This is a genomic window from Streptomyces coeruleorubidus, from assembly GCF_008705135.1.
GTDB lineage: Bacteria > Actinomycetota > Actinomycetes > Streptomycetales > Streptomycetaceae > Streptomyces > Streptomyces coeruleofuscus.
The window spans coordinates 3,752,648-3,767,614 of sequence record NZ_CP023694.1; the positions used below are offsets into that span (position 1 = coordinate 3,752,648).

At 73.1% G+C, this 14,967-nt stretch carries 8 protein-coding genes; 5 read left to right on the forward strand and 3 right to left on the reverse strand.

Features of this window, described 5'->3' with window-relative positions; all coding sequences use genetic code 11:
• Positions 1-83: 83 nt before the first annotated feature.
• The 3 genes from prfB to CP976_RS17325 form a co-directional block, all read right to left on the reverse strand.
• Positions 84-1,190: a peptide chain release factor 2 gene (prfB, locus tag CP976_RS17315; RefSeq protein ID WP_150481190.1), complete on the reverse strand. Its 1,107-nt coding sequence runs from the start codon at positions 1,188-1,190 to the stop codon at positions 84-86.
• Positions 1,191-1,368: 178 nt separating this feature from the next.
• The gene (locus CP976_RS17320; RefSeq protein ID WP_150481191.1) at positions 1,369-2,616 is read right to left on the reverse strand and encodes a serine/threonine-protein kinase; all 1,248 of its coding nucleotides are present in this window, start codon (positions 2,614-2,616) and stop codon (positions 1,369-1,371) included.
• Positions 2,617-2,738: 122 nt separating this feature from the next.
• Positions 2,739-4,460, reverse strand: coding sequence for a serine/threonine-protein kinase (locus CP976_RS17325; RefSeq protein ID WP_150481192.1), 1,722 nt, complete (start codon positions 4,458-4,460; stop codon positions 2,739-2,741).
• 380 nt (positions 4,461-4,840) lie between these two features.
• Between CP976_RS17325 and CP976_RS17330 the strand changes: the two genes are divergently transcribed.
• From CP976_RS17330 to CP976_RS17350, 5 genes are all read left to right on the forward strand, one after another.
• Positions 4,841-8,668 carry an FtsK/SpoIIIE domain-containing protein gene (locus tag CP976_RS17330; RefSeq protein ID WP_150481193.1) on the forward strand — a complete coding sequence of 1,276 codons (3,828 nt, stop codon included), beginning with the start codon at positions 4,841-4,843 and terminating at the stop codon, positions 8,666-8,668.
• A gap of 189 nt (positions 8,669-8,857) precedes the next feature.
• On the forward strand, positions 8,858-10,261 hold the full coding sequence (locus CP976_RS17335) for an ABC transporter substrate-binding protein (RefSeq protein WP_150481194.1): 1,404 nt from the start codon (positions 8,858-8,860) through the stop codon (positions 10,259-10,261).
• A 4-nt stretch (positions 10,262-10,265) separates the two neighbouring features.
• On the forward strand, positions 10,266-11,612 hold the full coding sequence (locus CP976_RS17340) for a carbohydrate ABC transporter permease (protein WP_229875190.1): 1,347 nt from the start codon (positions 10,266-10,268) through the stop codon (positions 11,610-11,612).
• On the forward strand, positions 11,609-12,469 hold the full coding sequence (locus CP976_RS17345; protein ID WP_150481195.1) for a carbohydrate ABC transporter permease: 861 nt from the start codon (positions 11,609-11,611) through the stop codon (positions 12,467-12,469). Before CP976_RS17340 ends, CP976_RS17345 begins: the two co-directional genes overlap by 4 nt.
• Before the next feature lie 142 nt (positions 12,470-12,611).
• Positions 12,612-14,864, forward strand: coding sequence for a bifunctional glycosyltransferase/CDP-glycerol:glycerophosphate glycerophosphotransferase (locus tag CP976_RS17350; protein ID WP_150481196.1), 2,253 nt, complete (start codon positions 12,612-12,614; stop codon positions 14,862-14,864).
• Positions 14,865-14,967 lie beyond the last annotated feature (103 nt).

Below are 14,967 nucleotides of genomic sequence, written 5' to 3' on the forward strand. Positions count from 1 at the left end.
GTGAGTGTGATGTAAAACCCAGACATGCGGGCACAGAAAAGGCAACTGCCGCCCTGACGTCGGCAGTTGCCTTATCGACAAACTTACTTCTCCTGCTGCTTGCGCCAGCGAATTCCGGCTTCGAGGAACCCTTGGATCTCGCCGTTGAACACGGCCTCGGGGTTGCCGACCTCGAAGTCGGTGCGCAGGTCCTTGACCATCTGGTAGGGGTGCAGCACGTACGAACGCATCTGGTTGCCCCAGGAGTTGCCGCCGTCGCCCTTGAGGGCGTCCATCTTGGCCTGCTCCTCCTGGCGGCGCCGCTCCAGCAGCTTGGCCTGGAGCACGTTCATGGCCGTCGCCCGGTTCTGGATCTGCGAGCGCTCGTTCTGGCAGGAGACCACGATGCCGGTGGGGATGTGGGTGATGCGCACCGCGGAGTCCGTGGTGTTCACGCCCTGACCACCGGGGCCCGAGGACCGGTAGACGTCGACCCGCAGTTCGCTCTCGTCGATGTCGACGTGGTCCGACTTCTCGACCACGGGCAGGACCTCCACGCCCGCGAAGGAGGTCTGCCGCCGGCCCTGGTTGTCGAAGGGCGAGATGCGCACCAGCCGGTGCGTGCCCTGCTCGACGGAGAGCGTGCCGTACGCGTAGGGCGCCTGGACGGCGAAGGTGGTCGACTTGATGCCGGCCTCCTCCGCGTACGACGTCTCGTAGACCTCGGTCTTGTAGCCGCGCTGCTCGGCCCACCGCAGGTACATGCGCTGGAGCTTCTCGGCGAAGTCGGCGGCGTCGACGCCCCCGGCCTCGGCGCGGATGTTCACCAGGGCCTCACGGGCGTCGTACTCGCCGGAGAGGAGCGTGCGGACCTCCATCGCGTCCAGCGCCTTCTTCACGGCGAGGAGCTCGGACTCGGCCTCGGCGCGGGTGTCCGGGTCGTCCTCCTCCTCGGCCATCTCGAAGAGGACGGCGAGGTCGTCGATACGACCGCGCAGGGCTTCCGCCTTGCGCACCTCGGCCTGGAGATGGGACAGCTTGCTGGTGATCTTCTGCGCCTCTTCGGGGTTGTCCCACAGGGACGGCGCGGCCGCCTGCTCCTCGAGCACGGCGATGTCTGCCCTCAGCCTGTCGAGGTCCAGAACGGCCTCGATCGACTCCATGGTCGAGGAGAGGGACTTGAGCTCTTCGGATACATCGACGACTGCCACGCCTCCAGCGTAACGGCTCCGCCCGGCGGCCAGCGCCGGGCTGCCGGAGCCGACCGTTCAAGGGACGGGGCTCCGAGGTCTCGGCGTCCTGCGGCGCCCCGCGCCGGTCACCGCCGTCGACAGCCGGGCACGCGCCACCCCCGCGCCCGCCGGCAGCCGGTCCGGACTCCGCGGCGGGTCAGGGGGACTGCGGGGCCGAGTTCTTCGTGTCCTGGGGCGGTGTGCTCGCGTCGTCGCCCGATGTGGACATCCACGCCCCGACGCCGGCCGCCGCCGCCAGGGCGACCGCGGCCACGCCCAGGGCCACGCGGCGGCGCCGGGCGATGGCACGGTTGCGGGCCGAACCCGGCCTCGGCGTGCCCGACGCGCGCGGGGCCCGGGCCGTGCCGTGGGCGCCGCCGGCCAGTTCGTCGGGTGCGGGTACGCGCATCGAGGTGTGCGTGTCCCGGTTGGAGTCGGCCGGTTTGGCGCCCGGCACCAGGGGGACCGCGCCCCGCCTGCGGACCCGCTCCCCGGCCGGTGCCGGTCCGGCGGACTGCTCCTCCCGGTCCGCCTCCTCGGCGGACTCCGTGTCCGGCTCGTCCACCTCCAGCGGCGGCATGCCCGCCAGCATCGGCAGCAGCTCCCGCAACCGGGCCCCGAGCTCAGAGGCCCGCAGCCGCGAGGCCGGCGCCTTGGCCAGGCACTGCACGAGGAGCTGCCACAGCTCGTCCGGGATGCCGGGCAGCGGGACGACCGTCTCCGTGACGTGCCGGCGCAGGACCGCACCCGGGTGGCCGCCGCCGAACGGGGTGAAGCCGGCCAGCAGCTCGTAGAGGACCGTGGCGAGCGCGTAGATGTCGACGGAGGCGCGGGGCGGCAGGCCCTCGACGATCTCCGGGGCGAGGTAGTCCGGCGTGCCGATGATCTTCGTGGCCTTGGTGCGGCGCGGGGTGTCGATGAGTTTCGCCACGCCGAAGTCGGTCAGCAGGGCGCGGTGGGAGCCGCCCGGGCCCAGAGGGCCCTGCATGTCCAGGAGGACGTTCTCCGGCTTCACGTCCCGGTGCACGACCCCCGCGGCGTGCGCGGCCGCCAGCCCGTCGGCGATGTCGGCCGAGATCGCGACGGCCGCCTCGGGCGCGAGGCGCCGGTCCCGCTCCAGCCGGGTCCGCAGGTCGGTGCCCCGCACGAGGTCCATGACCAGCGCCAGGTCGTTGCCGTCCACCACCAGGTCGCGCACCGACACCACGTGCGGGTGCTCCAGGCCGAGCAGCGCCGTCCGCTCCTGCACGAAGCGCCCGACGAGCTCCTGGTCGGAGGCGAGGTCCTCGCGCAGCAGCTTGATGGCGACGGGGCCTTCTGGACCCTCACCCAGCCACACCGTGCCGGCGCTGCCCCGCCCCAGGATCTGGTGGGCGGTGTACCGGCTGCCGATCTTCCGTGCCAAGGCTGCTCCTACCGACGCGTGTTGTCGTTAAAACTACGCGCCCGGAGAGCCAACCTTCACTGCCGAGGCAGAAATCACCCGCCAGGTGTCGACAAATCACCAACCCCGCAGGGCGGTTCCGGTCAGTTCGTACCCGAACTGCTCCCCAGCTTCTCGAACCAGCCGGTCACGGTGTTGAACCAGTCGGTGAGCTGGTCCCAGTAGCCCTTGCCGGTGCCGATCCACTCCTGGAGCGGGCTCAGCTCCCAGATCAGCCAGCCGGCGACGAACAGGATGACGATCGTGAAGAGGCAGCCCTTCAGGCAGCCGAGCCCGGGGATCCGCATCCGGTTGGCGCTGCGCTGCCGCGGCTGCCTGGGCTCGCGCTGGGGCCGCTGCGGCTGCTGGGGCTGCTGTGGCGGCGCGGGCGGGGCATAACGCTGCGGCGGCTGGGGCCGCTGGGGCTGCGGGGCGTACTGCTGGGGCTGCTGCTGCGGATGGCCGTAGCCGGGTCCGGGCTGGGGCTGCCGGCCGCGCTGCGGGGGCTGCTGCTGGGGCCGGGCGACCTGCCGCTGGGGGCGGCGGCGCAGCGGGTCCTCGTTCGGGTCGAGGTACTGGACCTGCGTCTGTTCGTTGCGGTCGCGGGCCGCTCGCAGCTGGTTCTGCCACGGGTGCGGGTCCTCGGGCCCGCCCTGCTGGCCCTGCTGACCGGGGTGGCCGGGGTGGCCGGGGTGGCCGGGGTGGCCGGGCGAGCCCGGCGGGACCGGCGGCATGACGGCGGTCGGGTCGGCCGCGCCCCGGTTCGGGAGGACGGCCGTGGGGTCGGCGGCGCCGGCCGGGCCGCCGGTGTGCGGCATGACGCTGGTCGCGGCGTTCGGGTCGTACGAGCCCGCGCCCTGCGGGAGGACCTGGGTGGGGTCGGCATCGCCAGACATGTCCGGCACGGGCGCGGGCGCCGGGTCGGGCACCAGGAGCGCGCCGACGCCCTCGGCTGCGGCGATCTGCGCGGAGTTCGCGTGCACCCCGATGCCCTCGGCGACGACGCGCAGACCGCGGGCGAGGTTCTCGGCGCTGGGCCGCTCGTCCGGGTTCTTGCGCAGACAGCGCTCGATGATCGTCCACAGCGGGTCGGGGACCGTGGACGGGCGGCGCGGCTCGGCGCTCAGGTGCTGGTGCAGCACCTCCAGGGCGGAGCCGCCCGCGAACGGCGGGCGGCCGGTGACCAGCTCGTACAGCAGGATGCCGGCGCCGTAGATGTCGACGGCGGAGGTCTGCGGGCGGCCCTCGGCGGACTCGGGCGCGACGTAGGCGGGCGTCCCGACGAACTCCTGGGTGCGGGTCAGGCCCGGGGAGTCGGCCAGGCGGGCGATGCCGAAGTCGGTGAGCAGCGGGTGCATCTGCCCGTCGTACTGCTGGAGCAGGACGTTCGCCGGCTTGAGGTCGCGGTGGACGACGCCGTCGGCGTGGCTGGCGGCGAGCGCGTCGGCGATCTGGGCGGTGAGCAGGGCCGCGGCGACGGGGCTGAAGGGCCCGTTCTCGCGCAGGTAGCGGTGCAGGTCGGGGCCCTCGACGAGGTCCATGACCAGCGCCAGCAGCTCGCCCTCGACCACCAGGTCACGGACCCGGACGATGTTCGGGTGGGTCAGCCGGAGCAGGACGGAGCGCTCCCGGAGGAACCGCATGACGATGTCCGCGTCGCTGGCCAGCTCTTCCTTGAGGACCTTGATGGCGACCGTCTCGCCGGGCTGTCCCGGCACGGCCGCCTCGGCGCCCGCGGTCTCGCGCTGGCGGGCTCGCCAGACGGTGCCCGTGGCGCCGCGTCCGAGCGGCTCCTCGAGCAGGTACTTGCTGCCTACCGGCCGCACGTCATGCGCTCCCTGGTGCTTGCCTTGCCTGCTGGCCTGTCCGACCCACTGTAGTGCCGTGCCGCCGGGGACCGGGGTGTCGTCATTCTGTGGGTCTTACGTATCCGTTGTCGCACGCGTTCGAATCTCGCACGCGTTCGAAGGAAAGACGCTCACCTCGGTCTCGTGGTTGCCGAGAGTAAGCGTGACCGATCTCAAGTGATCGCGAGTGGGTCATCTCTCAGGCACTTTTGCGGGCAGAGCCGACCAATCAAGATCACTTGTTCCGGAGCAAGGGGCGCGCTGTCAGTGGCAGGTGCGAGGATGCGTGTCACTACTGGCCGACGTGCTGGGGCGGGGTGGGGGACTCCGCGCCCGGGCAGAAGGGACCGCTGACGGCGATGCAGATCCGGCTGACCGTCGTAGACCCGCTGGGCCTGGCGGCTCCGGCCCGGGACCGCGCCGCGCGCAGCGACGTGCTGGTCACCGCGCCCGCCGGGACGGCGCTCGCGGCGGTGTCCTCGGCGCTCGCCCAGGTGGTCCTCGGCGGTGACGGCTCGGGCTCCCCGGTGCTGTACGCCGGGGAGCAGCGGCTCGACGCCCAGCGCTGCACGCTCGGCGAGCCCCCGCTGACCGACGGTGCCGTGCTGTCCGTGGGCGCGCCGGGCGAGCCGGAGCCGCATCCCGAGCTGGACGACGCCCCGGCCCAGCTCCAGGTGGTCGCCGGGCCCGACGCCGGCGGCGTCCACCTCCTGCACGGCGGCGAGATCCGCATCGGCCGCTCCGCCGACGCCGACGTACCGCTCGACGACCCGGACGTCTCCCGGCTGCACTGCGCGGTGACGGTGAGCGCCGACGGCCGCGTCTCGGTCGCCGACCTCGACTCCACGAACGGCACGACGCTGGACGGCGCGCGGGTGGCCGGCCGGGCGGTCCGTTTCGCGCCGGGGGCGCTGCTGCGGATCGGCGAATCGGCACTGCGGCTGGCTCCCGCCGGGGGGCCGGGTGGCCGGGTGGACACGACGCCGGACGGGGAGGGGCACGTGCGCGTACCCGGGCCTGTCGGCGCCTCGGGGGCGGACGCGCGCTCGTCGGACCCGATCACTGCCGGGCCTGTCGGCCCTGCCGGTGCTCAGGGGCCTGCCGGGTCTGCCGGGCCTGCCGGATCTACCGGGCCTGCCGGATCTACCGGATCTGCCGGGCCTTCTGGCCCTTCCAGTGCTTCCGGTCCCGCCGTTCCTTCCGGGCCCGCCGTTCCTTCCGGGCTGACCCATCACGCTCACGGCTCGGCGGCCTGGGGCGCGCCGGGCACCGCGGGGCACGGCTCCGCGGACTCCGCGGTGGTGCCGGAGCAGGGTGGGGCGCCTCGGGTCGAGAGCAGGGGTGCGAGTGGGGCCACGGAGGCTTCGCGGCCGACTGCCGGGGGCGGGCCGGCGGCCGCGCAGGACGGATTCCGGGCCGCTGCCGGTGAGCAGGGGTCGGGCATGGCCCGCGGCCAGGAGGACTCGGGGCCCGTCGTCCGGGCTCCGCGCCAGCGCGGTGCGACGCAGGGCGGGCTCGGTGCCGGGGACACGCACGCGGGGCGCTCCGGGGCCGGGGCGTTGGGTTACGGGCGGGCGGACGTTTCCGGCCAGGGTGCCGGAACGGCGGACGGCGTCGTCCCTCACGCCCGCGCCGGGGGCCAGGCGGCCCCCCACCCCACAGCCCCTGTCGGCACCGGCCCGGTCTTCCCGGCATACGCCACGGACGAGCGGTCCGGTCGCGGGCGCAAGGGCACTCCCCTCCGGGGCACCGATGTTCCGCCGGGGACGCGCAGGCGTGGCCTCGGGGCGTGGGCGCGGCGGTTGGCCGGGGGGCGTGGCGAGCAGGGGCCGGCCGCGGGCGGGACGTACGAGGACGAGCCGGCCGAAGTGGCGGTGGAGCACTCCGCCGTCGGGCCGGCGGTGCCGGAGACCTGGCCGGATCCGGCCACGCTGCTGCTGACGGCGCTGGGGCCGGGGCCCCGGCTGTGGGAGCGCGGCCCGGGCCACCCGGAGGCGCTCGCGGTACGCCTCGGCACGGCCGACCGTGCGGCGCCGGACGGCTCGGGCCTGCTGCCCGCCGTGCCGGTGACCTCCGGCCTGCGTGAGGTCGGCGCACTGGGACTGGCCGGGCCCCGGGCGCGGCTCGCCGGGCTGGCCCGTGCCGTGCTGGCGCAGCTCACCGCGCTGCACTCCCCCGACAGCCTGGAGATCGTCCTGATCGCCGCGGACCGCTCCCGCACCCTGGAGGAGCGCACCGCCGAGTGGGGCTGGCTGGGCTGGCTGCCGCATGTCCGCCCGGGGCACGGGCAGGACTGCCGCCTGCTGCTCGCCTACGACCGGGAACAGGCCGCCGCCCGCACGGACGAGCTCCTCCGCCGCCTGGAGGACCAGCTGGCGGACGCGGAAGGCGGCGCCGCAGGGGCCGCCGGGCTGCTGGGCAACGTGCGGTTCACCAGGGCCCAGGGGACCGACGGCCCGAGCGGCGACGCGCCGGGCCCCGACGCCCGGGGCGGCGACAGCCCGGCGACAAGCACCGCCGGTCCCGTGCCCCGCCGCCCCTCCTGGGCCCGGGACGACACCCCCCTCCCCGACCCGGAACCCGACTTCCCCGGCCCCTACACCGTCCTCGTCGTGGACGGCGACCCCGGCGGAGCCGACCTGCGTGAGGCCGTGGCACGGCTGGCGCTGGAAGGCCCCCGGGCGGGGATCCACGTCGTCTGCCTGGCCGAGACGGCGGCCGCCTCCCCCGCCTCGCCCGTGACGGAGACCTACGAGGCGGCCTGCGCGGCGTCGCCGACGTTCCGGCAGTGCGGTGCGATCGCTCTGCTCAGCGGGGACGTGGCGACGGCGCTGCGGCTGATGCGCGTGGCCCGGGTCGGCGGCGCCGCCGGACCGGTCGGGCCCGTGGGCCACGGGACCATCGCCACCGTCGACGCCGTCTCCCCCGCCTGGGCCGAGCGGTTCGCGCGGGCGCTGGCGCCGCTGCGTACGGACGGCGCGACGAGCGAGCGGCAGCCGCGCGTCTCCGCGCCCCTGCCCCAGGCGGCCCGGCTGCTGGACGAGCTGGGCCTGGCCCGGGCCACCCCGGCGTCGCTCATGGCGCGCTGGGCGGACGCGGCCGACGACACCGAGGCGCTGGGCGGGCGGGTGCGCGCGGTGCTGGGCGCCGGGCCGCGCGGCCCGGTCTGCGCGGATCTCGCGGCCCAGGGACCGCATCTGCTGATCGAGGGCCCGCCGGGCAGCGGCCGTACGGAGCTGCTGCGGGCGGTCGTCGCGTCCCTGGCCGCCGCCGAGCGGCCGGACCGGCTCGGCATCGTGCTGGTCGACGGCCGGGGCGGCCCCGGTGCGGGCGGCGGGGCCGGCGAGGGACTGCGCGTGTGTACGGACGTCCCGCATGTCACCACGTACCTCACGGCCCACGACCCGGTCCGGATGCGCGAGTTCGCGCAGTCCCTGAGCGCCGAGCTGAAGCGGCGCGCCGAGTTGCTGGGGCGGTCCGACTTCGCCGAGTGGCACACCGGGCGGGAGCTGTCGGGCCGTATGGTCGCCCAGCGCACGGCGACGGCCCGGGGCGGCGCCCAGGACGGGGCCGGTGCCGGGACCGCCGCCGGGGCCGGGGATCTCGACTCCCCGCCCAGTTCGACGATGCGGCTGCGGCCCCGAGCGGCCCGGCGGCAGACGGAGGCGGCTCCGCCGCTGCCCCGGCTCGTCGTGGTCGTGGACGACCTGGACGCGCTGGTCTCCCCGGCCCTCGGCTCGACCGGACGGCCCGCGGCCGGATCGGTGATGCGCGCGCTGGAGGCCGTGGCCCGGGAGGGCGAGCGGCTGGGCGTCCACCTGGTGGCGGCCACCGGCCCGTGCGCCCGTACGGCGGAGACGGAACCGGCGCGCCGTGCCACGCTCCGCGTCACCCTCGACGCCCCGGCGCCGGGCCCGGACGAGCCCGCTCCGGGCCGTGGCCGCCTCGCCTGCGCGGACGGACGGATCACGCCGTTCCAGGGCGGGCGGGTCACCGGCCGTATCCCCCGGACGGCGACGCTCCGGCCCACGGTCGTACCCCTGGAATGGCACCGCATGGGTGACCCTCCTGCCCGGCGTCCGGTGCGGGAACTCGGAAACGGCCCGACCGACCTGGCACTGTTGGCCAGCGCGCTGGAAAGGGCGGCGCGGGAGGTCGCGGCGGCGCAGGTGCCGTCACTTCTGTAGCACTCGTCCGTGGCACTGGCTGGATGCCGACCCCGTCCGTTGATCAGGGACGAGTCCCTGGTCACGAGGGGGTCACGATCCCCCGCTTGACAGCCGACGCCATCTTGCCGCCCCAGCACACCCGGGCGTAGACCAGATCGCACGGGAGCGCGCTCGACGTTCGACGATGGAACGAAGAACGGGGCAGTCATGCGCATGACGAGCAGCACCATCCGGAAACGCTGGTCGCCGAAGCCGGACAAGGCGACCCCCCACCACCGCAGAGCCGCCAAGGCCGCGGCAGCCGTCGCCGCGGGAGCGCTCGCGCTCTCGCTCACCGCCTGCGGAGGCGCCGACGACGGAGACAGTGGAACCGAGGGCAACACCGAGGAGACCGCCAACAACGTCACTCTTCCGAAGCTGGACGGGACGAGCCTGGAGATCGCCGCCGTGTGGACCGGCGCCGAGCAGGCCAACTTCAAGAAGGTCCTGGCGGAGTTCGAGAAGCGCACGGGCGCCAAGGTCACGTTCGTGCCCGCCCAGGACCCGATCATCAACTTCATCGGCTCGAAGGTGGCCGGCGGGCAGCCGCCGGACATCGCGATGCTGCCGCAGCCGGGCGCCATCAAGCAGGCCGTCGACCGGGGCTGGGCCAAGCCCATCGGTACGGAGGCGCAGAAGGAGCTCGGCGAGAACTACTCGCAGGGCTGGCAGGACATCGGCAAGGTGGGCGGCAAGCAGTACGGCGTCTACTACAAGGCCGCCAACAAGTCCCTGATCTGGTACAACAACCAGGTCTTCGAGAACGCCGGGGCGAGTGAGCCCGAGACCTGGCCGGATCTGCTGAAGACGGCACAGACGGTCTACGACTCCGGCGTCACCCCGTTCTCCGTCGGCGGCGCCGAGGGCTGGACGCTGACCGACTGGTTCGAGAACGTCTACCTCTCCCAGGCCGGGCCGGAGAAGTACGACCAGCTGGCCAAGCACGAGATCAAGTGGACGGACCCGTCCGTGAAGGACGCGCTGACCACGCTCGCGCAGGTCTGGGGCAAGACCGACTACATCGCGACCGGGGCGTTGCAGACCGACTTCCCGGCCTCCGTCACGCAGGTCTTCACCGGCGGGGACCAGCCCAAGGCGGCCATGGTCGCCGCGGGCGACTTCGCGCAGGTCAACATCCCGACGACCATGAAGGTCGGCACGGACGCGAAGGTGTTCCCGTTCCCGGCGGTCGGTGACAACGGGCCGGTGGTCTCGGGCGGCGACGCGGCCGTGATCCTTCAGGACTCGAAGGGGGCGCAGGCCCTGGCCACCTGGCTCGCCTCGCCGGACGCGGCCCAGATCCAGGCCAAGCTGGGCGGCTACCTCTCGCCGAACAAGAACGTGCCGAACTCCGCGTACCCGAACGCGGTGCAGCAGAGGATCGCCAAGGCGCTCATCGACGCCGGTGACGACTTCCGCTTCGACATGTCCGACCAGGCCCCGCAGGCCTTCGGCGGCACGCCCGGCAAGGGCGAGTGGAAGATCCTCCAGGACTTCCTGAAGAACCCGAAGGACGTCGCGGGGGCACAGCAGAAGCTGGAGGCCGAAGCGGCCGCGGCCTACGGAGGCTGACGGCATGACGTCGGCCACGGCGGCAGGGGGCGTCAAGCCCCCTGCCGTTGGCAAGTCGCGCAAGAGTGTGACCGGCACCCGCAGGATGGTCGCGGCGCTGTTCCTGCTGCCCGCGCTCGTCCTGCTCGGCGCGCTCGTGGTGTACCCGATCGGGTACTCGGTGGTCCGCAGCTTCTACGACCAGTCCGGCGACGGCTTCGCCGGGATCGACAACTACAAGGCCCTCTTCACCGACGAGGGCATCCGCACCGCGCTGAAGAACAACATCATCTGGGTGGTGTTCGCGCCGACGGTCGCGACGGCGCTCGGCCTGATCTTCGCGGTGCTGACCGAACGGGTGCGCTGGGGCACGGCCTTCAAGCTGGTCGTCTTCATGCCGATGGCGATCTCGATGCTGGCGGCGGGCATCATCTTCCGCCTGGTGTACGACCAGGACCCCGACAAGGGCGTCGCGAACGCGGTGTGGGTGGGCGTGCACGACACCTTCGCCCAGTCGTCGGCGTTCCCGAAGGCCCACCCGGGCCGTCAGTCGCCGCTGGAGCCGGCGGGCGGGGGCGCCTTCATCACCAAGTCGCCCGTCCGCACGGGCGAGACCGTCTCGCTGCCTCTGGTGGGTGTCGCGCCGGACCTGATGCCGGACGGCGCGAAGCCGGCGGTGGCGCCGAAGCCCGAGCCGGACAAGGTCACCGGTACGACCTGGCAGGACTTCACACGGGGCAAGGGCGTGGGGACGCTCAACCGGGTCGACTCGTCCGAACTGGGCTATGCCGGCATGAGGATCGAGGCCGTGAAGGACGGCAGGGTGGTGGCGTCGGCGACGGCAGCGGGCGACGGCACCTTCACGCTGCCGGCCTCGGCCGACGGTGCCCAACTCCGGCTTCCCAACAGCAACTTCAAGGAGCCGTACAACGGGCTGGACTGGCTCGGCCCGTCCCTGGTCACCCCGTCCATCATCGGCTCGTACATCTGGATGTGGGCGGGCTTCGCGATGGTGCTGATCGCGGCCGGGCTCGCGAGCGTGCCCCGGGAGCTGCTGGAGGCCGCCCGGGTCGACGGCGCGAGTGAGTGGCAGGTGTTCAGACGGGTCACGGTGCCGTTGCTGGCGCCGGTCCTCGCGGTCGTCACCGTCACCCTGATGATCAACGTGCTGAAGGTCTTCGACCTGGTCTTCATCATCGCCCCCGGCTCCTCCCAGGACGACGCGAACGTCCTGGCCCTGGAGCTGTACCGCAAGGGGTTCTCCGAGGACCAGCCGGGCATCGCCAGCGCCATCTCGGTGTTCCTGCTGCTGCTCGTTATCCCGGTGATGTGGTTCAACGTGCGTCGGCTGAGGCGGGAGGTGCGGCGATGAAGGCGAAGCAGTCGCTGGGGTCCCGGCTCGCCGAAGGCGTCAGCGGTGGGCTGGTGAGGGTGTTGCTCATCGTCGTCGGCCTGTTCTGGCTGGTGCCGACGATCGGTCTGCTGCTGTCCAGTCTCCGCTCGCCGGAGGACATCGCGGCGAGCGGCTGGTGGAAGGTGTTCACCGAGCCGTCGCAGCTCACGTTCGACAGCTACGCCAAGCTGCTGGAGAACGAAGACATCACCAGCAGCCTGGTCAACACGGTGTGGATCACCGTGCCGGCGACCCTGCTGGTCGTCATCATCGGCTCGCTGGCGGGTTACGCCTTCGCCTGGATGGAGTTCCCCGGCCGTGACTGGTGGTTCCTGGGCGTGGTCGGCCTGTTGGTCGTGCCGGTGCAGGTCGCGCTGATCCCGATCGCCGAACTCTTCGGCTCCATCGGCATCTTCGGCTCGGTGATCGGCGTGGTGCTCTTCCACGTCGGCTTCGGTCTGCCCTTCGCGGTGTTCCTGCTGCGGAACTTCTTCGCGGAGATCCCGAGGGAGCTGCTGGAGGCGGCGCGCCTGGACGGGGCGGGTGAACTGCGCCTGTTCTTTCGTGTGGTGATGCCACTCGGCGCCCCGGCGATCGCGGCCCTCGGCATCTTCCAGTTCCTGTGGGTGTGGAACGACTTGCTGGTCGCGCTGATCTTCTCGGACTCCGGGAGCCAGCCGATCACGGTCGCACTCCAGACGCAGGTACGGCAGTTCGGCAACAACATCGACGTGCTGGCACCCGGCGCGTTCATCTCGATGGTGGTCCCGCTGGCCGTCTTCTTCGCGTTCCAGCGGCAGTTCGTGTCCGGCGTGATGGCGGGAGCCGTCAAGTAGCGTTCAGAGCAAGGAAGTTGGAGGGGCGGACCGGTCGCGGTCCGCCCCTCGCGCGTTCCCCCGGATGCCGTAGCCGCCGTAACCAACTCACCCCACCGGCCGTTCCCGGGCCGAACGCCCGCGCCGACCGATGGATGGCCTCTTGCCCAGGTTCAGTGTCATTGTCCCCGCGTACCAGGTTCAGGCGTACCTGCACGAGTGCCTCGAATCGGTGCTCTCCCAGTCCTGTCCCGATCTCGAACTGATCGTCGTCGACGACTGCTCGCCGGACGCGTGCGGCGCGATCATCGACGAGTTCGCCGCCCGCGACGCGCGCGTCCACCCCGTCCACCTGCCCGAGAACGTCGGCCTGGGCCGCGCGAGAAACGCCGGCGTGGCGCACGCAAGCGGCGACTACCTGCTGTTCCTCGACAGCGACGACACCCTCACACCCGACGCGCTGCGGTCGATCGCGGACCGGCTGAAGGAGACGGGCGATCCGGACGTCCTGGTCTTCGACTACGCGCGCACCTACTGGACGGGGGAGGCGATCCGCAACCAGGCGGCCCTCCAGCTCACCGAGCAGGGCCCGGCCCCGTTCCGCCTGGAGGACCGGCCGGGCCTGCTGAGGCTGCTGATGGTTGCCTGGAACAAGGCCTACCGGCGGGAGTTCGTCGAGGAGAAGGGGTTCGCGTTCCCGCCCGGGTACTACGAGGACACGCCGTGGACGTACCCGGTGCTGATGACCGCGGAGTCGATCGCGACCCTGGACCGCGTCTGCGTGCACTACCGGCAGCGGCGGCAGGGCAGCATCCTGCGCACCACCAGCGAGCGGCACTTCGACGTCTTCGAGCAGTACGACCGGATGTTCGCGTTCCTGGAGGAGCGCCCCGAGCTGGCCCGCTGGCGGCCGGTGCTGTTCCGCCGCATGGTCCATCACCTGGCGATCGTGTACTCCCGGCGGGACCGGCTGCCCCCCGGCTCGCGCGCGGACTTCATGCGCCGGGCCCGCGCCCACTACCGCCGCTACCGCACCCGGGGCGCCCCCGTCCCCCTGCGCGCCCGGGTGCAGCACACCCTGATCCGCTTCGGCCTGCACCGCACGTACCGCACGCTCCAGCTGGTGTCGGCCCTGCACCGCGGCGCCGCGCGGACCACCGGGGAGCTGCTGCGCGGTCTGCGGTCCGCCGCACTCAGGCTTCACTACCGCGTCCAGCGCTGTCTCCCGCTGCGCGCCGACCGGGCCGTCTTCACCGCCTACGACGGCCGCGGCCACAGCTGCAACCCGGGCGCGCTGGAGTCCGCGTTCCGGGATCTCGCGCCGCACATCCGCACGGCGTGGATCGCCCGTCCCGAGCACCACCACACCATCCCGCCGGGCACGCGCCGCCTCGTCCCCGGCACGGCCGCCTACTGGACGGCACTGGCCCGCTCCGCCTACCTGGTCACCAACACCGCATTCGACCACCGCCTGGTCAAGCGCCGGGGCCAGACCCTGATCCAGACCGGGCAGGGCACCCCGCTGGGGCACATCGGCCTCGACCTCCAGGAACGCCCGGCGGCGGCCCGGGGCAGGGACTTCGCCCGGCTGCTCAAGGGCGTCGACCAGTGGGACTACGTGCTGTCCGCCAACCGCCACACCACCCTCACCCACGAGCGCGTCCACCCCGGCCGCTACACCACGCTGGAGTACGGCTACCCCCGCAACGACGTGTTCCGCACGGCGACCGAAGCGGACGTGGCCCGGCTGCGCGCCTCGCTCGGCATCCCGGAGGGCACGGTGGCGATCCTCTACGCGCCGACGCACCGCGACTACCGACGCTCCCAGCGCCACGCCCTCGACCTCCAGCGGATCGTGCGCCGCCTGGGCCCGCGCTTCCTCGTGCTGGCCCGCGCCCACCACGCCTACGACGCCCCGCTGACCAGCACCTGCGGCCGGGTCGTCGACGTCAGCGACCACCCGAGCGTGGAGTCCCTGTGCCTGGCCTCGGACGCCCTGGTCACGGACTACTCGTCGCTGATGTTCGACTACGCCAACCTGGACCGGCCGATCGTGATCCACGCCGACGACTGGGAGGCGTACGAGGCGGCCCGCGGTACCTACTTCGACCTGCGCTCCTTCCCGCCGGGCGCGGTCGCGCGCGGCGAGGACGAGCTGATCGACATCTTCGCCACCGGCCACTGGCGCGGCTCCCGGTCGGCCCAGCTGCGCTCGGCGTTCCGGGAGCGGTTCTGCACGTACGACGACGGCCGGGCCGCCGAGCGGGTCGTCCGCCGGGTCGTCCTCGGGGAATCGGAGCTGCCGCCGGTCGTGCCGCTCGACGAACGCCGGCCGGTGCCGTCGGCGGCGGCCTCGCTGGTGCGCGAGCCGCTCGCCACGGTGCCGCAGCCGGCCGTCGTCGTGGACAGCCTCTGAACCCGGTTCTCGAGTGGGAGTCCGAATGCCCTCCAGCCCGTCGCGGCCGTCCCCGAGCCGGCCGCCCTCCTGGCGCCCGTCCGGGCGGCCGGGACGCCCCAGG